The 23,377-nt window shown below is 47.6% G+C and carries 22 protein-coding genes and 1 riboswitch; of the genes, 7 read left to right on the top strand and 15 right to left on the bottom strand.

Features of this window, described 5'->3' with window-relative positions:
- Nucleotides 1–38: 38 nt before the first annotated feature.
- A complete protein-coding gene (locus B5P39_RS11090; RefSeq protein ID WP_088211551.1) occupies nucleotides 39–2,264 on the bottom strand; it encodes a TonB-dependent receptor in 2,226 nt (741 codons plus the stop codon).
- A gap of 53 nt (nucleotides 2,265–2,317) precedes the next feature.
- A riboswitch (TPP riboswitch) is annotated at nucleotides 2,318–2,428 on the bottom strand.
- Between the two features lie 214 nt (nucleotides 2,429–2,642).
- On the opposite strand from B5P39_RS11090, the gene B5P39_RS11085 reads away from it, so the two are divergent.
- Nucleotides 2,643–3,323, top strand: coding sequence for a Crp/Fnr family transcriptional regulator (locus B5P39_RS11085; RefSeq protein ID WP_088211550.1), 681 nt, complete (start codon nucleotides 2,643–2,645; stop codon nucleotides 3,321–3,323).
- Nucleotides 3,324–3,378: 55 nt separating this feature from the next.
- On the opposite strand, the gene tsgA is transcribed toward B5P39_RS11085, so the two are convergent.
- From tsgA to hinT, 6 genes are all read right to left on the bottom strand, one after another.
- Nucleotides 3,379–4,554, bottom strand: coding sequence for an MFS transporter TsgA (gene tsgA, locus B5P39_RS11080; RefSeq protein WP_088211549.1), 1,176 nt, complete (start codon nucleotides 4,552–4,554; stop codon nucleotides 3,379–3,381).
- 50 nt (nucleotides 4,555–4,604) lie between these two features.
- Entirely contained in the window at nucleotides 4,605–5,309 is a 705-nt protein-coding gene (gene deoD / locus B5P39_RS11075) for a purine-nucleoside phosphorylase (RefSeq protein ID WP_088211548.1), read from the bottom strand.
- A gap of 362 nt (nucleotides 5,310–5,671) precedes the next feature.
- Entirely contained in the window at nucleotides 5,672–6,064 is a 393-nt protein-coding gene (locus B5P39_RS11065) for a YcfL family protein (RefSeq protein WP_088211546.1), read from the bottom strand.
- A gap of 130 nt (nucleotides 6,065–6,194) precedes the next feature.
- A complete protein-coding gene (locus tag B5P39_RS11060) occupies nucleotides 6,195–6,659 on the bottom strand; it encodes a PaaI family thioesterase (RefSeq protein WP_011623073.1) in 465 nt (154 codons plus the stop codon).
- The gene (locus B5P39_RS11055; protein WP_088211545.1) at nucleotides 6,646–7,173 is read right to left on the bottom strand and encodes a PaaI family thioesterase; all 528 of its coding nucleotides are present in this window, start codon (nucleotides 7,171–7,173) and stop codon (nucleotides 6,646–6,648) included. Before B5P39_RS11055 ends, B5P39_RS11060 begins: the two co-directional genes overlap by 14 nt.
- The gene (hinT, locus tag B5P39_RS11050) at nucleotides 7,170–7,526 is read right to left on the bottom strand and encodes a purine nucleoside phosphoramidase (RefSeq protein WP_011623075.1); all 357 of its coding nucleotides are present in this window, start codon (nucleotides 7,524–7,526) and stop codon (nucleotides 7,170–7,172) included. The genes B5P39_RS11055 and hinT overlap by 4 nt, the downstream gene beginning before the upstream one ends.
- Nucleotides 7,527–7,671: 145 nt before the next feature.
- Between hinT and B5P39_RS11045 the strand changes: the two genes are divergently transcribed.
- Nucleotides 7,672–9,438: a M61 family metallopeptidase gene (locus B5P39_RS11045; protein WP_088211544.1), complete on the top strand. Its 1,767-nt coding sequence runs from the start codon at nucleotides 7,672–7,674 to the stop codon at nucleotides 9,436–9,438.
- A gap of 137 nt (nucleotides 9,439–9,575) precedes the next feature.
- Here B5P39_RS11045 and B5P39_RS11040 read toward each other — a convergent pair whose 3' ends face one another.
- On the bottom strand, nucleotides 9,576–10,211 hold the full coding sequence (locus tag B5P39_RS11040; protein WP_011717426.1) for a LuxR C-terminal-related transcriptional regulator: 636 nt from the start codon (nucleotides 10,209–10,211) through the stop codon (nucleotides 9,576–9,578).
- 296 nt (nucleotides 10,212–10,507) lie between these two features.
- On the opposite strand from B5P39_RS11040, the gene B5P39_RS11035 reads away from it, so the two are divergent.
- Nucleotides 10,508–11,254 (top strand): cytochrome b/b6 domain-containing protein, encoded by a 747-nt coding sequence (locus tag B5P39_RS11035; protein ID WP_088211543.1) that lies wholly within the window; start codon nucleotides 10,508–10,510, stop codon nucleotides 11,252–11,254.
- Nucleotides 11,255–11,315: 61 nt separating this feature from the next.
- On the opposite strand, the gene cctA is transcribed toward B5P39_RS11035, so the two are convergent.
- Together cctA and htpX are read right to left on the bottom strand one after the other, a co-directional pair.
- Nucleotides 11,316–11,666 carry a tetraheme c-type cytochrome CctA gene (gene cctA / locus B5P39_RS11030; protein WP_011717428.1) on the bottom strand — a complete coding sequence of 117 codons (351 nt, stop codon included), beginning with the start codon at nucleotides 11,664–11,666 and terminating at the stop codon, nucleotides 11,316–11,318.
- Between the two features lie 324 nt (nucleotides 11,667–11,990).
- Nucleotides 11,991–12,854, bottom strand: coding sequence for a protease HtpX (htpX, locus tag B5P39_RS11025; RefSeq protein WP_011717429.1), 864 nt, complete (start codon nucleotides 12,852–12,854; stop codon nucleotides 11,991–11,993).
- A 287-nt stretch (nucleotides 12,855–13,141) separates the two neighbouring features.
- Between htpX and pepE the strand changes: the two genes are divergently transcribed.
- From pepE to B5P39_RS11010, 3 genes are all read left to right on the top strand, one after another.
- Nucleotides 13,142–13,852, top strand: a complete 711-nt coding sequence (gene pepE, locus B5P39_RS11020) for a dipeptidase PepE (RefSeq protein WP_088211542.1) — start codon at nucleotides 13,142–13,144, stop codon at nucleotides 13,850–13,852.
- A gap of 408 nt (nucleotides 13,853–14,260) precedes the next feature.
- Nucleotides 14,261–15,841 (top strand): glucan biosynthesis protein G, encoded by a 1,581-nt coding sequence (locus B5P39_RS11015; protein ID WP_088211541.1) that lies wholly within the window; start codon nucleotides 14,261–14,263, stop codon nucleotides 15,839–15,841.
- Between the two features lie 701 nt (nucleotides 15,842–16,542).
- Complete coding sequence (locus tag B5P39_RS11010; protein ID WP_011717432.1) at nucleotides 16,543–17,511, top strand: DUF3187 family protein; 969 nt, start codon at nucleotides 16,543–16,545, stop codon at nucleotides 17,509–17,511.
- 82 nt (nucleotides 17,512–17,593) lie between these two features.
- Here the strand turns inward: B5P39_RS11010 and bioD are convergent, their stop codons facing one another.
- From bioD to bioB, 5 genes are all read right to left on the bottom strand, one after another.
- Nucleotides 17,594–18,289 carry a dethiobiotin synthase gene (gene bioD, locus B5P39_RS11005; protein WP_088211540.1) on the bottom strand — a complete coding sequence of 232 codons (696 nt, stop codon included), beginning with the start codon at nucleotides 18,287–18,289 and terminating at the stop codon, nucleotides 17,594–17,596.
- Between the two features lie 55 nt (nucleotides 18,290–18,344).
- Nucleotides 18,345–19,172, bottom strand: a complete 828-nt coding sequence (gene bioC / locus B5P39_RS11000; protein ID WP_088211539.1) for a malonyl-ACP O-methyltransferase BioC — start codon at nucleotides 19,170–19,172, stop codon at nucleotides 18,345–18,347.
- Nucleotides 19,173–19,319: 147 nt separating this feature from the next.
- The gene (locus B5P39_RS10995; protein WP_088211538.1) at nucleotides 19,320–20,540 is read right to left on the bottom strand and encodes an aminotransferase class I/II-fold pyridoxal phosphate-dependent enzyme; all 1,221 of its coding nucleotides are present in this window, start codon (nucleotides 20,538–20,540) and stop codon (nucleotides 19,320–19,322) included.
- 59 nt (nucleotides 20,541–20,599) lie between these two features.
- On the bottom strand, nucleotides 20,600–20,728 hold the full coding sequence (locus tag B5P39_RS24930; RefSeq protein ID WP_254915766.1) for a hypothetical protein: 129 nt from the start codon (nucleotides 20,726–20,728) through the stop codon (nucleotides 20,600–20,602).
- A 30-nt stretch (nucleotides 20,729–20,758) separates the two neighbouring features.
- Nucleotides 20,759–21,811 carry a biotin synthase BioB gene (gene bioB, locus B5P39_RS10990; protein WP_011623120.1) on the bottom strand — a complete coding sequence of 351 codons (1,053 nt, stop codon included), beginning with the start codon at nucleotides 21,809–21,811 and terminating at the stop codon, nucleotides 20,759–20,761.
- Between the two features lie 122 nt (nucleotides 21,812–21,933).
- Here bioB and bioA point away from each other — a divergent pair, with 122 nt between their 5' ends.
- Nucleotides 21,934–23,292, top strand: a complete 1,359-nt coding sequence (gene bioA, locus B5P39_RS10985; RefSeq protein ID WP_088211537.1) for an adenosylmethionine--8-amino-7-oxononanoate transaminase — start codon at nucleotides 21,934–21,936, stop codon at nucleotides 23,290–23,292.
- Nucleotides 23,293–23,377 lie beyond the last annotated feature (85 nt).

Below are 23,377 nucleotides of genomic sequence, written 5' to 3'. Positions count from 1 at the left end.
AGCACAGCCTGACATCTGATGTCTCATTCTTAATGGGATTACATAAACTTAACGTTTAGTGTCACCCCAATTTGGCGTGGGTCGCCGTAGCGGATATATTGCTTTTCCGCCCAGCCGTTATCCGGCTCATTACCAAAATAGAAACCACGCACGCCATATTCTTCATCGAACAGGTTGCGGCCCCATAAATACGCCGACCAGGCACTCGCCTCGTAACCTACACGCGCATTCACAATAGTGTATGGCTCAGAGCGCGAGTCGTTGCTGTCTGAGTAGTAAAACTCACTCTTACCACTCATGTTGACGTTGGCAAACCAACCCGAGTTCGCACGATAGGTACCGCCTAAGCTGTAGGTTAAGTGTGGCGAATGAGCCAAATCGCGGCCCGTTAAATCCACGGCGCTACCGTATTTATCTTGGTACTGGTAATCGCCGTACGCTGTCTCTAACCAACCCAGACTTGAGTAAAACTGGAGATTATCGGTGGCATACCAAGTGGCGTCCAACTCCGCACCGTAGTTGTGTGAGCTACCCGCATTTTCAGTGTAGAGGATAAAGCGTTGTGGCTTGTTCGGATCCTGCTGGGATGCGGCCACTTGCTGATCCTGCCTATCCATATAGAACAGCGCCAGATTCGTATCGATAAGCCCTTCAAACCAATGGGATTTAAGACCAATTTCGTAGTTGTATAGGGTTTCGGTATCAAACTCTTTTTTATCATTGAGTTCAACTGGCAAGGTCATGTTAAAACCGCCCGCCTTGTAACCGCGAGCCACTCTGGCGTACACATTATGGGATTCATTCAGCACTTTGCTCAGCGCAATATGGCCGCCCCACATGGTTTCGCTCGGGTCAAAATTATCATTGTTGGTATCTGAGTAATGGCTATTGCGACGCTCGGCACGCAACCCCACAGACAAGGCATAATCGGCGCCTAAATCCGTATCCAACTGACCAAATACGGCGTAATTGGTTGCTTCATATTCGGAATCTAACACCTCATCGGGCCAAGTATTATATTCAGAATACAGTTGGTTATCTTCTTTAAGGTTCATAGCATAAACCCCAAGTAACCAGTCGGTTGAACCCGAAAAAATACGGCCTTGATCGGTCGAGCTTAAGCGGAACTCTTGGGATAAGGTCTTACGCTGACCGGTTTTGTCCCAGAAGTAATCGTACTGACAAGGGGCGAGATTGCCCTCATCCTCACATTGCTTGGAGGCCCAATATTCAGGGTTAGCCCAATCGCCATCGTAACTGTAATGGTGATCGGTATTGGCAAATGAAGTCAGCGAGGTAAGCTCAAACGACTCTGCGCCCGAGTAAGTCGCTTTAAATCCGGCGCCAGTGGTGCGCTGGCTATCGACACCCGGCTGATCCGAAATAGTATGTTTAGGATCGTTGGTTAAACTCCAGGCATCGTAGCCGTTATCAAAATCGGCATGCAGCAGGGTTAAATCGAGTTGCAAATTGTCGGTGGCATACCAGCGTAATTTAGCGCGGCCAGTAAATTCATCACGACCATTGGTATCTTCTTTATTTAAATAGAGATTGTCGCGATAACCGTTTTGTTGATGTTGCTGCAGCGACACGCGGTACAACAACTTGCCCGAATCGCTCAAGGGGCCAGAGCTAAAGCCACTGAAGGTTTGCAAATCGTCATTACCTAAAGAGACCTCGGCGCCATGTTCAAACACATCGGTCGGGTCATTACTCTTAAGGTAAATCAAGCCCGCTAACGCATTGGCACCATAGCGGGTACCCTGCGGGCCGCGTAACACTTCGACCTGCTGCAGATCGTACATGCTCGACACCATGCCGATACCGGATAAATCAATATCATCAATGATATAACCCACAGACGAGTTAGGCGCGCCTTGATATTGCTCCTGCTCACCCACGCCGCGGATCTGAAAATACTTAGGACGCGAGCTGCCACCCGACCAGTTGAAGTTGGCGATAGAATTCATCACGTCTTCAAAGTGCTGGGCACTTTCATCTTGAATTTGCTGGGCATCGATAACGGTAATGCTCGATGGCATTTTTTCTAAGCTGGCACTGCGAAAATCCGCCGTCACCACCATGATTTCCATATCATTGCTAGGCTCTGGTTTATCGATAGCATCGGTTTGCGCCCACGCGGCTGTACTCAAGGCTGCCGAAATGGCCAGCGCCAATGGCGCACGCGTTAACGATAAGGAGAAGATGGAACCCTTGGTAGACTTTTGGGTGTAAGACTTGTTGTAAAACTTTTGGTTAGACATAGGACCTCAAATACATGTTTGAGATCCGGCAACGAATAAGCGATTCAGAAGTGTGCTGTTGATTGGCCCATTCCTACGCCGGTATTAGCCGGATCAGGTTCTAAGGGTTCGTCTGATGACATCTCAGTCTGCCACTTTGTTAGCAAACACCCCTTGGCGGCGCTAAGTATACATGACGAAAATCATAAAGTAGACACTCTTGTCACTGCACATCAGTAAATGACGCTTAGCTCACGCCATTAATGCCTTTGTTGAAACCTCTGACAGCTCACAATCGGCCAATATAAACGCCCTTCTCTCCTTTGGCTGATTTGACCCAATATGCGTTCTAATGCTATAGAAGGCGACGATTTTAAGTATGGTAGAAGGGTCAACTCAATGCAGCTAAAACCGTTAGCCAAGGGACGTTATAGCCAGCGATGGGAACAAGACTATCCTCTTATTGAAGCTGTGATTCTTAGCTGTATCAGCGAAGTCAAAATGCTCAAAAAAGGCGCTCACCTGATGACACAAGGTGAAGCCATAAACTCGCTGGTGTTAGTCAAGCAAGGCCGCGTATCGCTGGGGCACACCGCCAGAAATGGACGTTGTTTCCAATTAGGGACTATCGATTGTGATTCGCAGCTCTTTGGTGAGATGGAGTTTTTTACCCAATACCAGTGCCAGCTCGACATCATCGCTAGTGAGCCCTTAGAGATCTCGCTAATTAGCACTGAAAAGTTGCAACATTCCCTCGGCCAACACCCGCAACTGGCGCTATTTTTTGCCAGTGCCATAGCGATTGATTACCAAGATACCGTCGATATTTTTACCCGCAGACTGCTTTACCCCATCAGCTATAACGTGGCATTCGATATCTACCATGAGTATTTAAACGATTTACCCGTCGATGGTTTTAGTAAGCGTTATTTAGAGGCAGAGCGTTTTGGTACCACAGACAGGGTCTATCGACGGGCACTGCAACATTTGGAAGAGCGCGGTTTAATCGAGCGTAAAAAAGAAGGCATTCGGATTAAAAACCTGAATGCACTTAAAGCTTTTGTCGAAGCAGGCATTTAACCCACTTCGACAACACCCATACTCGGCGGATAACAACCAAGTATGGGCCTTTAGCTTAACTTGCCGAAAGTGATTGTGCTGACATCGCAGGTTTCATCCGACTCGATGCAATCAACAACATAAAGATTGCGGCGTAAAGCACGGGGATCACATACATCACGGTTTGTAAGCCGATAATACGCTCGAAGAACGAACTGATCGCTGGGCTAAACATGGCGCCCGTACTGCCACTGATCAAAATGTAGGAGACATTCTTACTGCTGGCTTGCTTCACAAACGACACGCCATAGGCAATAAACGCATTGTAAAGTGCCGCGCAGACAAAGCCGTAACCATAGGTTAAATAAGCAATCCAATTCAACTTGTCGGTAGTCACAATCACAAAGGTGATCACCATAGCTAAACCAATAATACCGACTAAGAAATGATGAATTTTTACCCGGGTCACAATCAGGGTTGAAATCAAGGCACCTATCAGCGCGGCCGACCAGTATTGGGTAATGATATTGCCCGCCTCTTCAAATGGGATATCAAATTTTTGTTTTACAAATAACGGTGCCCACGTGAGGAAGGTATACAGTGCCAGCATGCCTAAAAATAAGCCGATACCACCGCTGATAATGCCGAAATTCCACTCCGATTGTTGTTTCTCCTCCGTATTCGATGATTGCTCGCACAGAGAAAAATTGGTGAATAAGCTAATAATTACCGTGCCTAAGGCAACCAAACCCACGGCTAAGTAACTGTAACTCCATGATAAGGCATTGGTTAAGGCGTAGGTTGTGATCAGCGGAAACACCACCCCAGCAACATTAAAGGTCGCATCCTGCACCACTAACATAGTGCTCTGCATTTTGGCTTGCCATACTGACACCACAATAGTGCCTGCGATACACAGACCAATCCCGCCGCAGAATCCAATTAAGGTCATGGCTACCATCACCACTTGTAGCGAACTGGTAAGGTGTAATGCCAGCGCAGAAAGCGCGACTAGACTGTAACTGAGTAAGGTGATCCGCTTGATGCCCAACTTTTCAATAAAGAAGAAGGCGGCAATGGTCCCTGCCAATGCGCCACCATTAAGTAAGGAGAAGATTGAGGCAACGTCGTTCACATCGGCTGCAAACTTCTCCGCTATGGGTTCTATCAACATCCCAAATTGCGTCGCAAAACCCGCCATAATAAAGTTCGCGAGAAAACTAATGGCGGTTAAGGTGATTTTATTATTCATTTTTGTCATTCCATCGTGAAATGCGAAAGGTGCAAAGGTTAACGAGTGACCTAATTCAGCGCAGTCGCGAGCGCGAGTTCGATCATATTATTGAAGGATAACTGGCGTTCTTCGGCGGTGGTTTCCTCACCCGTTAGGCAATGATCGGATACCGTGAGAATGGCCAATGATTCAATGCCCTGTTGATGTGCTAAGCCATAAAGACCAGCCACTTCCATATCAATACCCAATACCCCAAAACGCTCCAGTGCTGGGATCATATCTTCGTCGGGATCATAATAAAGATCGCCACTAAATACGTTGCCAACTTTCACGCTAATGCCTTTTTCATTGGCTTGGGTATAGGCTTTGTGCAGTAAGGAAAAGGTGGCCGAGGTTGCCATATGATAGCCACTGCTACGCTTGGCATTCGTGGGTGAGTCGGTACCCGCCGCCTGCGCTAAAATCACATCCCGCATTTGCACGTGTTTTTGGGTTGCGCCTAAACTGCCGATACGAATGATGCGCTTCACACCAAAAAAATTAATCAACTCATGGCCATAGAGCACCATTGAGGAAATCCCCATACCGTGCCCCATTACAGAAATACGCTGCCCTTGGTAATAACCTGTGTAGCCCAGCATATTGCGAACGTTGGTGACTTCTGCGGCATCAGTAAGGTAGGTTTCGGCAATATATTTCGCCCGTAGCGGATCGCCAGGCATAATTACAGTTTCAGCAAAATCAGTAGGTTGTGCATTAATGTGCGCGGTCATAGGTCTATCCTCATCAAATAATATGCTGATAGTAGTGCTCAACCCTGAAATAGTTTTAGGACTAAAGTCCGCTTTTCTGTCGCTGTTTGAGTTTTTCCGTCGAACTGAGTTAGTTATCGCAACTTTGCTTCTCGGCGTAGCAACCGTCACGGGACAAACTCAATCCCGCACAAACGATCAGAAGGAAGATGGGTTGGTGAGGATGAGGATGAGGATGAGGATAGATAAAAGCAAAAGACTTACGCCCTGAAAACGTAAGTCTTTATAAATGGAGCGAAAGCCTTTATCAACGCGCGTTAACTTAGCTTTGAAATGCCAAATGCTCTAACGCGATAGTGACAACTCAACCCTATGATTCAAGCTTAGTTTGAATAGGTCTCGCGCACATAAACATCGAATTTCGCCACTTGTGCATTTGGGGCCACGGCCGACACTTGCAGCTGTTGTTTACCGTGTAATTTCACCGATTTCCAACTGGTGGCTTCATCTTCGACGGTAAAGCCGCTGGCATCATACCAAGTGAACTTATATTGCACTCGCATATCGCTTGAGGACTTGCTGACGATCAAGGCCGAACCTTGGATAAGATCGCCAACACGGCGCGCCTCAACCCCTTCAACACTGATATCACGGGCGAAGCTGTTGTTATCGACGCGGGTTTCTCCCAGTGAGTTCACCGAAATGCCCGCCGTATTAGTGCAGGCACCGAGTGTCAGTGCTGCAGCCAAGATTAATCCACTGTAAATTGCTTTCATTTTGTTTTCCCTCACTCACAAAAACCTAGGTGCCGAACAACGGATGGGCAATGACACTACGCGACGCCAGCTGAACTTATGCTTAACGTACACATCGGCAAAACCTGCTCATCCTGCCCCGCCCTCGCGATTAATCAATCAAAAAGTGCGCCCTTGCGGTAGCGATCAACTGCTTACGATTGGTTTGCCAACAATTGATATTCACGTTGGCGACCCGTCGACCCTGACGGGTGATACGGCATTCGGCAAAGCTGTCTTTATGAAGGCCGGCACGCAGGTAATCAATGGAGAAATCAACTACTTTTGGCACTTTTGCCGTTTGCATAAACACCATTAATTGCACTATGGCTGACATTTCCATAAAACCAGCAATCACTCCGCCATGAATCGCGGGCAGGATTGGATTACCGATATTGTCGTCCTTAGCGGGGAGTTTGAAAATCAGCTCGTCGCCAAAGCGCTCGACCTTCATGCCAATAAACTTAGCATAAGGTACATGTTCGAGTAGATGACCAAAGTCGTTCAGCTCGGTGGCGCGTTTTACAATCCCCTGCACATCGAGGGTTTTCTGCTCGGTCGGCTTATTTGAGTTCATCTGTCTCTCCTAAGGGCGGCACGGCTTCTCCCATCAAGGCTTGTCTAAAGGCATCGCCCACCATTTCAGGGCTGATCCGCATAAAGGAGCCCACCGCATGGGCGATAGGATCATCAATGCTGTCCTGATAGGCGATGGCGCGGGTAAAGGCGATATTAGATGACAACTTATAGCACTCGGCAAAGCCATAAACTGGCTTATGGGGCTGGGCGGGCTTCATATAATCGACCCGTAAGTCGAGGGTGGGCGAAATCTCTAAGGATTGATATTTTTGAAAAATCGCACTCACTACAGCGCTGCCACAGGCGGTGTCCATCAGGGTGGTGATCACCCCGCCATGGATAACACCTGTATCGGGATAACCAATTAACTCAGTGCTATAGGGCAACTCAATCAGTACATGATGCTCACTGGCCTCGAGCACGCTGAGCCCTAAGCGGCGGCACTGGGCGAGCTGATCGACAAATCGCTGCGCCATTTGAGTCAGCGGGAAAAACTCGGGATTAACCTTCATTGACCTTGGCTCAGCATGGGTCCCAGTGGCTCTCCGCCGACGAGATGAATATGGATATGGTACACTTCCTGTCCGCCATGTTTGTTGCAGTTCATGATCAAACGATAACCGTCTTTGGCAATCCCCGCCTCTGCCGCCAGTTTAGCCGCCACAGTCATCATCCGGCCGAGTGCAGGTTCATCCGAGGCTTTCATATCATTTGCAGTTGGGATCAAATGATTCGGCACAATCAGAATATGGGTTGGCGCCTTTGGCGAAATGTCTCTAAATGCCGTCACCAGCTCGTCTTGATACAGAATGTCGGCGGGAATTTCGCGGCGGATAATTTTGCTGAAAATGGTTTCTTCGGCCATGGGGAGTCCTCCTTGGGTTAATTGGGATAGTATACTAGCAATTCAACGCTTTGTGTCTCCAGATATTTTGCGTTTCATTTGCCTGTTGTGCGCATTTTTGGCAGCATGACGCCCATTAAAACGCAGCGGTTTTACAGGATAAATTATGATCCACTATCACATTATTCCCGTCGATCCCAAGGCGCACTTGTTCGCCGTCACCATGACGGTACAAACGCCTCACCCTAAGCAAGTTTTTAGCCTGCCCGCGTGGCTTCCTGGCAGTTATATGGTGCGGGATTTTGCTAAGAATATTATCGACCTCAAAGCCACAGGCGCTAACGGTGAGCCGCTTACGCTCACTCAGCTGGATAAACAAACCTGGTCGGTCGAACATCAAAGCGCCCAACTTACTTTAACCTATCAAGTTTATGCTTGGGACTTGTCGGTACGCACCGCGCACCTGGATATGACCCACGGCTTCTTTAACGGTAGCAGTGTATTTTTAGCCGCCCACGGCTTTGAGGCAGGCTTACACACAGTAACAATGGCGGCGCCGACCGAGCCGAGCCTAAACGAGTGGCGCCTTGCCACCAGCATGACACGCCAAAGCAGTGATGAATTTGCCTTTGGTGAGTTTTGCGCGCAAAGCTATGACGAACTTATCGATCATCCAGTTGAGATGGGGCTATTCACCCACGCCAGTTTTGAAGCTTGCGGCGTCAGACACGATATCGTACTAAACGGTCGCCACCGCGCCCATATGCCGAGACTCTGCCAAGATTTAAAGGCCATTTGCGAGTATCAAATCAAGCTGTTTGGCACGCCCGCGCCCTTTGAGCGTTATCTGTTTATGACGACAGTACTCGACAATGGCTTTGGTGGTTTGGAACATAGGGCATCGACGGCACTCATGTGCTCGCGCAAGGATTTACCGCTGTCGATGGATGCGCCGATTAACAACGACTACCGCACCTATTTATCCCTCTGCAGCCATGAATATTTCCACAGCTGGAACGTCAAGCGCATCAAGCCGGAATGCTTTTTACCCTACCAACTTGAGGCTGAGACCTATACACCGCAGCTGTGGGCCTATGAGGGCATCACCTCCTATTATGATGATTTCCTCACCTATCGCGCAGGCTTAGTCGATGAGCAAAGCTACTTAGATATGCTGAGCGAAACCTTTACAAGGGTTTATCGCAGTCAAGGCCGCTTTAAACAAAGCATTAAGGACTCCAGCTTTAACGCTTGGACTAAGTTCTATAAGCAGGATGAGAACGCCCAAAACGCCATTATCAGTTATTACACTAAGGGCGCCCTGTTTGCCCTGTATCTTGATTTAACACTAAGAAGCGAAACCCAAGGTAAATACAATCTCGACGATGTGATGACCATTCTGTGGCAGGAATATGCTCTGCAAAATCGTGGCACCACAGACGTATGTCATCAAAGGATTGTTGAGCGTTTATTAGGGCGTGATTGCCAAGATCTCTTCGCCTATTTAGACAATACCGACGATATCCCACTGGCACCGCTACTTGCCGAGTTTGGGGTTGAATTGACCCTGAGAGCGAGCAATGGCGCACAGGATGTCGGTGGAGGCTCAGCCAAAGGGTATGAGATTGCCTTTGGCGCTAAGACGCAAGCCGCGCCAATGGGCCTTAAAGTGACCACAGTCACCCAAGGCAGCCCTGCTCACCTTGCAGGTTTAAGCGCCGGAGATATCTTAATTGCGGCGGATAATCTGCAGGTGACAGGCCAATTTGAAGCTCAGCTTCAGCAATACCCTCTCGGAGAAAGCTTAAGCCTACATTGGTTTAGACGCGATGAATTGATGACGGGAGAACTGATTATTGCTGAGGCGCCAAAGGATACAGTTGCCTTAAGCATCACAGATAAAGATAAACTCCAGGCTTGGTTGGGTCGCTAATTTTCAACGCATTAGCCTTTAAATTCGTCTTTAACCCATAAAGCACAAAAGGGGCAATCGTATCGACGATTGCCCCTTTTTATTTAATTCTTTGTTTGCTCAATTGAATATTGGCTTAGCGATACATCAACAATGGGTTACACCACCACATCGTGTAAATAGGTTTGCGCCCACGCGATGGCTTGACCACGGCTCGACACACCAATCTTACGGAATACACGGTACAAGTGCGTCTTAATGGTGCTCTCACTGACAAACAATTGATTAGCGATATCGAGGTTAGTGCTGCCAGACAGCAGGGCTTGTAACACTTCACGCTCACGAATGGTTAATGGCTCGGTATCTTCAAACAGTCCAAAGTCATCATTCACCCCGTTCACCAATTGGATAGGGATCACTCTGTGTCCGCGCAGGATGTTGGAAAGGCCAAGGCTGATTTCAGTCAATCCTGCATCCAGATAAAACACCCCTGCCGTGGTCGAGGCTTGCATTAAGAAGCGGGCATCAACTTGTTTAGGGAACTGGATATAAACAACTCGCACACTCGGATGTTCGCGGGCAAGCAAGCGTTGAAATTGATAGGCTTTTTGAAGATCGACGGTGGAAAGATCAATCACCACCATAGAGGCTTGGTTATCTTTGATTTGATCGCACATCTCATCCGGGCTGACTTGCGACAGCTTAACGAGAAACTCCTGCGGCCAGCGTCCGGCCAGCAATTCCATCAGAACTTGCGATCTTGACACTACAATCCAATGTAATATTTTGAACATCCTGCTCACTCCCTGTCTGGTTAACGATTATTCATTTTGAGAGGAGAAACATCTCTCAATACCACTTCAACATCCGTTCAATAGACTTCCAAGTCTACCGTGCACACGATATTAGCATTAGATAAAACAGATTCAAAAGACTTACGATAAAAATATTTACCGTACGCAAATCAAAAACTTCTGCAACTTTAGCACTGAGTATTGTCAATCAGAAGGCTGAATTTAAACTGAAAATAATGCGCTATTTTGAATAGAAAGGCGTAAGATCAAATCAACATAAATCATAAGGAAATACCATGTCCAACCCGCAGCCAAACTCTATTGAAATGCAGTCCTATCGCGTGTGGGACAGACCTACGCGTCTGTTCCACTGGATTAATCTCATCCTTGTACTCGCCCTGATTATCGTTGGCGGCATGATGATGTTTCGCAGCGACTTAGGCATTACCGAACTCTCCGGCAAAATTGGGCTTAAAACCATGCACGTCATCATTGGCTATGGCTTTGCAATTAATTTACTGATCCGCCTGGTTTGGGGTTTTGTGGGCAATAAATATGCCCGCTTTAGTCATATGTTCCCCAATACCAATAGCAAGAGCGAGTTACAAAGCTATAAAGCGGAACTTGCCGCGGGTAAAAATCCCCAGTATCTAGGCCACAATCCTAAGGGGAAATTCGCCGTACTCGCCATCATGCTCTTGCTTGTCACCATAATGATCACAGGCCTGATCCGCGCAGGTACAGACATTTACTATCCGCCGCTCGGCAGCACAGTACAAAGCTACTTAGCCGCAGCGGATGTTGAGCCAAGTAGCTTAAAACCCTACGATGCCACAGGCGTAGATACCGATAAAGCCAATGCTATCAAGCCCATGAAGGGACTGGCCGGTGAAGTACACGTTTACGCCGTGTACTTATTGATGCTCCTTATCGTGCTGCATGTGTTTGCCGTGATTTACACAGAAGTCAAACGCCAACCCGGGATCATTTCCGCCATGTTTTCTGGCAAAAAACTGATCCAAGGACAACCGAAGGACGAGTGATGCATATAAAAAAACGCCAGCAATTGCTGGCGTTTTTTATCAAACTTATACCGAAGTAGGATTACTTCTTCAGGATAGATTCTGGAGTACGACCATCGTCATGGCAGCTTTCACAGGTAGGTTTTTGACCTACGTTCATATCGTGTGGCGCATGACAGTCAGCACACACTAAGTTGCCATCGTGTGGCTTGTGTACTGCGTCCATTTCAGCCAAAGAGCCGTGGCAGCTTTGACATTGTTCAAATTCGAAAGCACCGTCAGCAGAAGGTGTACCGTCTTTATGACAGCTTTCACAACCACCAGATTCTGCATGGAAGTCTGATAATTTTTGATCCGCGGCAAATGCGGTTGGTGACAGCGCTAGCGCTGCAAGACTTGCCCCGAAAAGCGCACTTAATAGTTTTTTGCTCACAATTGTATCCTCCAATGGCGATTGACAGTGGAAATTCTTGTCAGGGTGACTTCCATCTCGCAACCAATGTAAATAGCACGACTCGATTTAACTTAGCTAAGGATTGAGCAATAAGCAACCCAATCTTATGCAAAGTAACTTTATCAATATACCGAGGGGTAAAATGTGCGCTGCATCATGTAACCACATGCTTATATAAGAGTTTTACATTGCCACAACCTAAAAGTCACAACTAAAAACCTCCCTAGCCTAATCATCAGCAAAAGAAAAGCCCCAATAAAAAAGGAGACCCGAGGTCTCCTTTTTGTGAACTTTTGAACTCGATTAACGAGTTTGTAAGGCGGCGATACGCTTCTCTAATGGCGGGTGGCTCATCATCAGCTCAGCCATTGAACGCTTACCGTTAATACCAAAAGCCGACATTTGCGCTGGCATTGCCGAGCTTTCAGGGCCTTGGCGTAAACGCTCGAGCGCTGCAATCATCTTATGCTTACCCGCTAAACGCGCCGCACCTTCGTCTGCACGGTATTCACGGATACGTGAGAAGTAAGCCACGATGATCGAGGCCAAGATACCAAACAGCATGTCGAGGACAAATACCACTGCCATATAGGCGAACATACCTAAACCTTCGCCTTCTTCATCGTTGCTTGAGACGAAGTTGTTGATAATACCTGCAACGACACGTGCCGCGAAGATAACAAAGGTGTTCACCACGCCTTGAATTAAGGTCAAGGTCACCATGTCGCCGTTAGCGACGTGGCTCACTTCGTGGGCGAGTACGCCTTCAACTTCGTCTTGACTCATGCCATACAACAGACCGGTACTCACGGCAACTAATGAGTTGTCTTTGCTTGGGCCTGTGGCGAAGGCATTCATCTCTGGTGATTGGTAAATTGCCACTTCTGGCATTTTAATCCCAGCTTGTTGCGCTTGGCGGGCAACAGTGTCTAATAACCAACGCTCTGTGCTATCACGTGGCGTGGTGATCACTTCACAGCCCATGGTCTTTTTCGCCATCCATTTTGAAATGGCTAAGCTGATGAAGGCTCCGCCGAATCCAAAAATCGCAGCGAACACAAGCAGTCCACCCATAGTCGACGTATTAACGCCCAGAATAGACATCACAATTGAGGCTACCAGCAACACGGCTAGGTTAGTCGCAATTAATAAAAAAATACGCTTCATTTCAGCTCCTTTACGGCAAACATATGCCATTTAACTTTGCTCAAAGACATAATATGTCCAATTAATCGAAATTCAAGGGGTAAAGATAAGAGTTTTTCTACTCGCTAATTTTTCTCTCAATTTAGACATTGCCTTTCATGGCTCGTGAGTCTAGGGACAATGTATTAATCCAAACTTAAATCTAGGCTCTGTCAGCGTTACAGCCAAATTCATGTGTGTTTATCTATGTTTATCGCGATTAAACTTTGTTAACATGCCAGCACATTCCGAGATTTCAGGATAAAAAAATGACAATCAATGCCCTACTGCTGAGCAGCTCTCGCGTCGGTGATACGCCTTACCTTTCCCATGCGCTTCCCTTTATCAAGCCGCTCACCGCTAACGCCCAAAAATGGATTTTTATCCCTTATGCTGGTGTCAGCATGAGTTATGACACGTATTTGGCCTCAGTCGTCGCAGGCTTAAGTGAACTCAGGCTCGATATCAGCGGCATTCACCAGCATCCTGATCCGCGCCAAGCGATTAAAGATGCCGACGGCATTTTGATCGGTGGCGGCAATACCTTCCATTTATTGCACGAGCTCTATAAGTACGATTTAGTGCATCTTATCCGTGAAGAAGTACTGAATGGTAAACCCTATATTGGTTGGAGCGCGGGCTCTAATGTCTCCGGATTGAGTATTCGCACCACCAACGATATGCCGATTATCGAGCCGCCTTCATTTACCGCGTTAAATATAGTGCCGTTTCAGTTAAATCCACATTATTCGAACTACCGCGCTCCGGGACATAACGGCGAAACCCGCGCCCAACGTTTGCTCGAATTCACTCGTGTCGACCCCATCACGCCAGTTGTGGGTATTGTCGAAGGCAGCGCACTTTGGCGTCAGGGAGACACCTTATCTCTGCTAGGTGACAATCCTGCCTATTTATTCTGTGGTGAGCAGCAAGAAATCCCGATCCCTGTCGGCAGCGATTTATCCCATATGCTGAAATAAGATCTATGCGGCGGCATTGCCTAAGCGGATCTGCTACTATCGGCCACCGAGTATGAGTGTGTCATCAAGCTGGCTGGCCGATAACATGCCGCAAAGTGTCGTATACAGAGGCAAGGATACCGCGCGCGGTGAGGACGGAAATCAACAATATCCTAAGTGATAACACCAGCCAGCAAGTGTTTTAACCGATAAGGCAAACACTTATCCTGCGGGAGAAAAGACTTGCACCACTTAAGTAACTGCTCTAATTTCGTTGTCGAACACTTTGATAAACAAGATTAAATTATTATTCACCCCTGAGCACTTCCCGTACAAAAGCATTCTAAGTTATTTATAAATCGGGAGTTTTGGGCAAGTCATTAAGTGCGAGTCTCTCGCCTTAGCCCATTAAAGTGAGGAGTTTCTATTTTGCGACTGCATTCAACATTCAATCATTTCACCCCTATCTCGCGCCTAAAAGCGGCCAAGTCGAGGTTTTTTCTCGGTTCGTTACTCGCCTGTACACTCGGCATCAGCAGTTTTACCGCCTATGGCGCCGATGCCACTCAAGAGAAAAAAGCCAAGATGTTCTCCCATGACACTGTGGTTGAACTTGCCCAGCAACTGGCTCAAAAACCGTTTAAAGAGGCGAGAAAAGCTCCCAAGGAGCTAATCGATCTTGATTACGCCACCTATGGCAAAATCAATTATCAAGAAAACGCCGCGATTTGGGGCGGAACCCCCACTAAGTTTTCGGTACAACTGTTTGCCCCCGGCTTTTTATACAAAAACCTAGTCGATATCGATGTGGTTGAAAACAGCCATGCATTTCCTATCGAATTAACCGAATCCTCCTTTAGTGTGCCAAACGATACCATAGAGAAATTACTGACTCAGGTTGGCCAATACGCCGGCGTGCGCCTGCACTACCCCATCAATGATGATGAGGTAAAAGATGAGTTCATCATGTTCCAAGGCGCGAGCTACTTTAGAGCACTGTCTAAAGGGCAAACCTATGGTTTATCGAACCGTGGATTAGCTATCGATGTCGCTCAACCTAAAGGTGAGGAATACCCATTATTCAAACGTTTTTGGGTAGAGCGTCCGTCTAAGTATCAAACGGCGATTGTGGTGCATGCGCTGTTGGACAGTCAGAGCGTTACTGGTGCCTATCGCTTCGGTATTTACCCTGGCGCGCCAACACGGGTCGAGGTAGATGTCACCCTATTCCCCCGCCGTGATATTACCCATGTAGGGATTGCACCACTGACCTCAATGTTCCTCTATGGTGGTTTAGATACGCCGGATAAGCCAGATTATCGCCCAGCGGTACATAACTCCGAAGGATTACAAATTGATCGCGGTAACGGTGAGCGCTTATGGCGCCCGCTCAATAACCCTAATAAATTGCAGATCAGTGCCTTTGGCGATGAAGATATTAAGGGTTTTGGCTTAATCCAACGCCATCGTAACTTCGATTACTATCAAGATCTGACTGCAAACTACCAGCAGCGCCCTTCCGCTTGGATTGAGCCGCTTAACGATTGGGGTAAAGGTCAGTTAGTGCTTCTTGAGATCCCATCGAGCGCCGAAACCAACGACAATATAGTCACTTACTGGGAGCCTCAGGGCGGATTGAAGCAAGGTGAACCCTATCGTTACTCCTATCGCATCACGGCGTCTAACGATAGCCCCAGTGCTAACACTAAGGCGCGAGTGGTTCGCAGCTCAAAGGGACAAAAGCAAGCCAAAGGTAAAGAGTTGCTTATCGATTACAGCAATATCAAACCACAAGATATTGAGAACATTGTGATTGATGCCAGTATCAGCAAGGGCAAAATTCTGTCATCGCGTATCGTCGCTCATCCAGATATCAATGGTGCCCGCGTATTTGTGACCTTCGAGCCCGAAAGCACCAATGTGGCAGAACTGCGCATCCAATTGCGTAAAGATGAAAAACCTGTTGCCGCCACTTGGCTGTATCGCTGGAACAGTGATGATTGGCCCTAGGCAAATAAGCTAGCTATCAGTTACACCATAAAAACGCCGAACCTACGGCGTTTTTTATTACGCTATGTTTTACACTAACGAGTGTTCAGCTCTAACTCGATTATTCTCAGCAAGTCGTGGCAACATCATAACTCTTTAGCTATTCAGCTTCTTAATTTACGGGATAACTTGGACAGAATGACGTCTTCGGAATATCTAGGATTATTTCTATCTAACAAAAATAGGGAACTTCAGTTCCAATTTTCGGCCCTATTTCGCGCCCCCATAAGATTTACTCCCCTACTCCACAGCGGTATATTACCCCTTCACAACAACTGAATATTTGCTATATACACTTATTTACAAAATATCTATCTATTGCAATCACCATATTCAGTGTTAGTTATATTTCGCATCATGAATATGTCAGAGAAAAAATGAAGTTACCTACATTAAATGCTGCGTACTTTCGTAAGCCAACGACAATATTGTTAATGATAAGCATCCTACTTGCCTTATATTCACTACCAATGATTGGACGAGTGTTTTGGCTTGCGTTGGTTTTACTCTGCTATACGCTAATTTAAATGCAAATAAAATGTTAATTTCGCAATTAGCGTTAACATCTATATTAATCATCAGTGTAACTGTTGGTCGATAATACCCTGTTTCATCAACCCATCGAATCTAGATAACTCATCATCTAGACGGATATTTAAGTTATGCCGTTTTCAAACCTTAAACCAGCCTTTGCGCTTTCTTTGCTGTTTGTCCCGAATGCCTTTGCTACTGCCGTCGATTTTAGTGACTACGGTCCTTTACGCACCTACGCACAATCACCGACCCAAGCGGGCAGTTTAACGCCGATGCTTAGATCTGGGTTTTCGTTACCTGAAGGTCAAAAAGAGCTGCACTTATCTGCAAGTGCGGCCAGTGTTTGGGCTGAAACCGATGATTATTTTGCCGATTACTACCACAACACCCTCGAAGGTGGGCTGACTTGGCAAATCAATGACAAATGGATGATAGACACAAGTTATCACTGGCGCTTTAGCGGCGATAATCACTTAGACTCGGTAACTATGTGGTTCCATGATGCTTTTGGTTTTAGTCAAAATGGTCGTGAAGATACGGCAAAACACCAAAACCAAATATTTTCTAAAGATGGTGTGAACCAACAAGATATTTCGGGTGAGACACTCAATAATGCCATTATGCTTTATGTTGGTTATCAATTATTTGAGAACCAACATCAGGGCTTATCCTTAGGTGGTAGCTTATATTATAACTATGTGGACTCAGGTCCCTTTGAAAATGAAGCCTTTGAACAAGCATTGCAGTTAAATTACAGCTTCCGTTACGAGAAGCATCATTTTCATTCAAGCGCCGCTGTCAGTTTCAGGCAGGGCAATGAAGTGCTCTCGGGGATCCGCTACGATAATCATGCCTATTCGGTCAATCTCGGCTATGAATATATCACGGGTCGCCATGGCTGGTTAATTGAGTTACATCATTACCAAGGTTTATTAGAAACTGAAAACGATTTCGCTAAGGCTTCAAATGAAATATTACTCGGCTACCGTTATTACTTAGACACAAGTGCAATTGAGTTTTCCGTCGTTGAAAATTATTTCAATATGGATAACAGCACTGACATTGCCTTTAATATTGGCTACCGAGTAAAGTTTTAGCCACAATAAATTAAACACTCAATAACAAAAAGAGGCTGTATGGCCTCTTTTTTTGTTATATCACACGTATTTTTTGAATGGGTTATTTCATCAACAAAGCCTGGATATCGATAAAATGGGCGGCATGTTCTGCATCAGCCTGTTTAAGATGCGGAATACAACCAAGGAAAGGCGATGTCATCATCTCTTTAAGCGATGCTAAGTTTTCATCAAACACGCTCATATTGGGATCGACGCAATTTGCCACCCAACCCGCCACGGTTAAGCCATCGGCGATTATCGCCTCTTGGGTTAATAACGCATGATTTAAGCAGCCCAGTTTCATTCCCACAACCAAGATCACTGGCAAATTAAGTTGCTGCACTAATTCCGATAAATAACGCCCGTCCCCTAAGGGCAAACGCCAGCCACCCGCACCTTCTATCAAGCAAAAATCAGCCTGCGCAAAGGCTTGTCTATCTAACGTTGCCAAAATCGCCTCGGGAGATAAGTTAACCCCCAACTGTTTTGCGGCAATATGCGGCGCAATGGCGGGTTCAAAGCTTATTGGATTGACCTGCTCATAGCTGAGCTTTAAAGATGAGGCCGACATCAGTTTTAACGCATCACTGTTTCGTAAGCCCAGCTCTGTGGTTTCACATCCCGAGGCCACAGGTTTGACCCCCAGGCTTAAGTGCGCAGCGCCTGTGCGAGCAGCTTCACGATTGAATGCGGTTAACAGCGCCGTCGACACTAAGGTTTTACCACTATCGGTATCTGTACCTGTTACAAAAAACATGCGTTTTCCTTCTTAATCCATGGTCAATCACGCGCTCAAAGCTCAACGACAAGCCTTACCCCCTATCGCCTTGGCGACGCACACGAAATTGGGCGATTTGATAGGTTAAAGGCAGGCCCTGAGCCTCACGGAATAGTTCTGCGCGTTGTTGTAATGCCTGCCAATCGCGGCGGCCACGCAATTTGCCTAAGTGAGTATCGGCATCTGAAGAGTTTTCGGTTTGTACGTATGATTGCACCGATGCGCCCACGCCCTTAATGGAATAGAGCAAGGTTTTAAGATCTTGAAAATAGACGGTCATTGGCACAAGTTGAACATCAAACAGTTGCCAATCAGAGGTATCAAAGGCGGCTTGTAAGCTTTCAAGGGATTGAAAACCGTTCACCCTCAAACTAAGAGTGGATAACTGCGCCAAGCTGCCTTCGGCCACGATACTCAGGTGCGCTTCTCCACCGGGTTTTAAGACTCTAGCCATTTCACTGGTCGCAGCCGAAAAATCATGGCACCACTGCAGGGCTAAATTGGAGTAAATACTATCGATACTCCCATCGGCAAAGGGGAGTTGCTCGGCATTACCGCACACACATTGGTGCCGAGGGAAAGTTGCGTGGAGTTGTTGCAGCATCCCTAGGGCGATATCGAGGGCATAAACCTTGATATCATCGCCCATTGCACGGTCGGCAAAATCGGTTCCCGGCCCCGCGCCAATATCAAGAATTGTGCCCTTGGCAGCAAATCCCTGCAACAAACTCGCGCCGCTTAAACGCTGTAAACAGTTATGCTCTTGGTAGCGCTTGGCCGCAGCAGAAAACCTATCGGCAATATGCTCGACCTGACTGGCAGATGGATGGGAATTAACACTCACGCCAAGCGGCATAGACATCACAGATTATTCTCACTTTAACATCAAACTTTTACTTAGAAGCTTTTACGTTCAAGCTCTTACTTTAAGACTCTTATCTTCAAGCTCTCAATACTCGAGCATTGAAGTGCCCTGCCATTCACCGGATATTCTGAATCAAACGCTGCCTTACCCTTCAGGCCGCTCAGAAACCCTCGGCAGTGCACATTCCTTCAGCACTGTGGCAATTCCACTAACGCAGCGCCGTATTGCCGCCTCGCTATGGGATGCACTTAAGGTAATGCGCAATCTTGCCGAGCCAACGGGCACTGTCGGTGGACGAATAGCGCCGACCCAAATGCCTAATGCCTTTAGCTTTTCCGCCACCAGCAAGGTTTGCGTCGCATCACCAATAATCAAAGGTTGAATCGCTGTGTCGCTACCAAGGAGTGGAATGTCCGCATCTTGGCACAACTGCTTGAACAATAAGATATTGCGTTGCAATTTTTGCTTAAGCTCAGGATGGGCCTCAGTGTATTCAACAGCAGCCAAGGCAAGGGCCGCATTTGCGGGCGACAAGGCAGTGGAATAGATATATTCCCGTGCATTGCTGACCAGAAATTCAATCAACTGCCGACAACCAAGAATCGCGGCTCCCTGACAGCCTAACGCCTTACCAAAGGTCACTATCTGGATATCGATAAGGTTTGAAGCTGGAGTAGACTCAGCTTGAACACTCACAGCATCAACAACGCCAAAGCCATGGGCATCATCGACAATTAGCCAAGCATTATGTGCTCGGCAAAGTGCGGATAACGCCGAAATCGGCGCAATATCACCATCCATGCTGAACACACTCTCAGTGATCAGGGCAGATACAGCGTTCTTAGTTAATAGTCGCTCGGCACTTTCGGTGGAATTATGCAAAAAGCGCTTAAAATCCGCGCCGCTGTCGCGCAATCCATCGATAATCGATGCATGAACCAGCTTATCGGCCAGCACCACATCCTGCTTATCGAACAAGGTCTTACACAAGGTGGTATTGGCACTGAACCCTGAGCTAAAAAGTAGCGCCGCCTCAAATCCAGTAATCTGGCACAGCTTAGTTTCTAGCGCCAAATGCGCCTCGCTGTAACCCGTCACCAGCGGTGATGCGCCGCTACCCACGCCATATTGCTTAGCGCCAAGGTGCAGCGCTTCGACCAATGCGGGGGCACGGGATAGACCTAAGTAATCATTGCTGCTGAAGTTAAGATAGTGCTGCTCCGCTAAGCCAAACTGAGGGCCATCCTCACCGAGTGTTGCCGCGCTCGACAATGCCTGACGCTGCCTAAGCAAACCTTGCTCGGCTAACGCCTGCTGACGGGCGAGAATTTTTGAACCCAGTTTTGAGGTGAGTGGTGAACTCATTTTTTCTTACTCAACTTTTCTTACTCAACTTTTCTTGCTGTGCATTTTACTTTGCTGGCTTACTCGGCGTCTTGACTGGTTTTTCGCTCAGTCTCGGCATAACGACGACTCAAATGTTCGCAGAGTCTCGCCGCCCGTATCACCTTTGGAGCCTGCGCTTCGCCCTTAACGAAGCGCAAGTCCAGCATAGCGAATTTTACTGAGGCGATAAGCCTTAGTTACAGCGCCGCTGCATCATAAAAAGGTGCCGAGGCTTTATCTTGGTGAGCCGCAGCTTTGGCTAATACAGCTTGTTCATCATCGATAGTCGCGGCAGCGCCCTGCTCAGGGCGTAAACCCAGACGGCGGAACAGGCCCATATCATCACTTTCTTCAGGGTTTGGCGTAGTCAGCAACTTGCAACCGTAGAAAATCGAGTTCGCGCCGGCAAAGAAACACATGGCCTGCAGTTCGTCAGTCATGTTTTCACGGCCCGCCGATAAACGCACTCGGGATTTAGGCATTAAAATACGCGCCACGGCGATGGTACGGACAAACTCCAGCGGGTCTAAATCATCGAGTTTTTCGAAGGGGGTGCCCGCCACTTTGACCAACATGTTAATGGGTACAGAATCGGGATGCTGAGGTAAATTAGCCAGTTGTTGCAATAAGCCCGCTCGGTCTGTGGCCTTCTCGCCCATACCAACAATACCGCCAGAGCAAACTTTCATGCCCGATGCACGCACGTGGCTTAAGGTATCTAAACGGTTTTGATAGGTACGGGTCGTGATCACATCGCCGTAATATTCAGGCGAGGTATCTAAATTGTGGTTGTAGTAATCAAGACCTGCATCCGCCAGCTCATTGGCTTGCTCGGCACTTAACATGCCTAAGGTCATACAGGTTTCCATGCCGAGGGCTTTAACCTCTTGCACCATTTGCTTGAGGTATGGCATGTCTTTATCTTTCGGGTTACGCCAAGCGGCGCCCATACAGAAACGTGAAGCGCCCGCGGCTTTAGCACTGCGTGCTTCGGTCAATACGGTTTCCATCGCCAATAGGCGCTCTTTTTCAAGGCCAGTGTCGTAACGCGCACTCTGCGGACAATATTTACAATCCTCAGGACAAGCACCAGTTTTGATCGACAGCAATCGGCTGATCTGCACTTCGTTAGGATCGTACACTTCACGGTGGATACTGTGTGCTTTAAATAATAAGTCATTCATCGGCAGCGCAAATAAGGCTTCGATTTCTTCCCGCTTCCAATCATGACGAACTTGCAACTGCGACATTGAACACCCTTTTATTTTTGTATTTTACCTTGGCTAGGATAACCTCAGCCCTTAAACTGTCAACGCCAACCAGTGATACAGGTTTACCACTGATTAATTTTCAATCAACGCTGTGAGCTTTTATGCGCAATTTACTCGATTTGGATTTTGATAGCGCCCATATTTGGCATCCTTATACTTCAATGACCCGTGCACTTCCTGTTTATGGGGTACACAGTGCACAAGGCTGCGAGCTGGAATTGGTCGATGGCCGTAAGCTTATCGATGGCACCAGCTCTTGGTGGGCCTGCGTACATGGCTATGGACACCCGGCGATATTAACGGCGATGGAGCGGCAGCTGCACCAACTTAGCCATGTTATGTTTGGCGGCATTACCCATGAGCCCGCCATTACACTCTGCAAAAAACTGCTGGCGATGACCTGCGAGCCCCTCACTAAAGTCTTTCTCTGTGACTCAGGCTCAATTGCCGTCGAAGTTGCCATCAAAATGGCGCTGCAATATTGGCAAGGGCAAGATTTGCCTATAGCGCAAAAGGCCCAAAAACAGCGCATTCTTACGGTGAAGAAGGGCTACCATGGCGATACCTTTGCCGCCATGAGTGTCTGCGATCCCGAAGGTGGCATGCATACCATGTTTGGCGAGGCCGTCACGAAACAGTGTTTTGTCGACGCGCCACAAACGCCCTTCGGTGAGCCATTACGCCAAGATGATTTAGCGCCAATGCAACGTATTTTACGCGAGCAACATCAACATATTGCCGCCGTGATTATCGAGCCGATTATGCAGGGTGCAGGGGGAATGCGATTCTACAGCAGCGAATATTTACGTGGCCTGCGCGCCCTGTGTGATGAATATAATGTGCTGCTTATTCTCGATGAAATCGCCACGGGTTTTGGCCGAACTGGTAAGTTATTTGCCTATGAACATGCCGATATCACGCCCGATATTCTCTGCCTAGGCAAAGCCTTAACGGGCGGGTATATCAGCCTTGCCGCCACCTTATGTACGGATAACGTCGCCCAAGGCATTAGCCAATCGCCCGCCGGCGTCTTTATGCATGGCCCGACATTTATGGGCAATCCCCTCGCCTGCGCCGCCGCCTGCGCCAGCTTAGATTTAATCAATCAGCAGGAGTGGCCAGCACAGGTTGCCGCCATCGAGCAGCAAATGCAGCGCGAGCTTGCCGATGCCATCGATATTCCCAGCGTGAAAGAGGTGCGCGTGCTCGGCGCGGTTGGTGTGCTCGAAATGCACCAAGCGGTCAATACCGCCGAGCTGCAGCAGCAATTTGTCGACTTAGGCGTATGGGTGCGCCCCTTTGCCAACCTGATTTATATTATGCCGCCCTATGTGATTAGTTCTTCACAGCTCACAAGGCTGACTCAGGCGATGAAGCAAGTGGCGGCAACGATTGCACCGCCCCATGCCAATCAAAGCGAGGCACTGGTGACAGAGAGCATCACTATCAGCCACGGCTAATGTTGTTCAATCACAATGCACTCGTGATGCAAACTCTGCACGTCTTAGCTTGGCCCCATTTAAACTCAGCCAAATATCAGTTCAG

This window comes from Shewanella sp. Shew256 (assembly GCF_002196695.1).
Classification (GTDB): Bacteria; Pseudomonadota; Gammaproteobacteria; order Enterobacterales; family Shewanellaceae; genus Shewanella; species Shewanella mangrovisoli.
The sequence above is the reverse complement of the archived record's forward strand: the minus strand, read 5'-3'. Positions and strand labels throughout refer to the sequence as shown.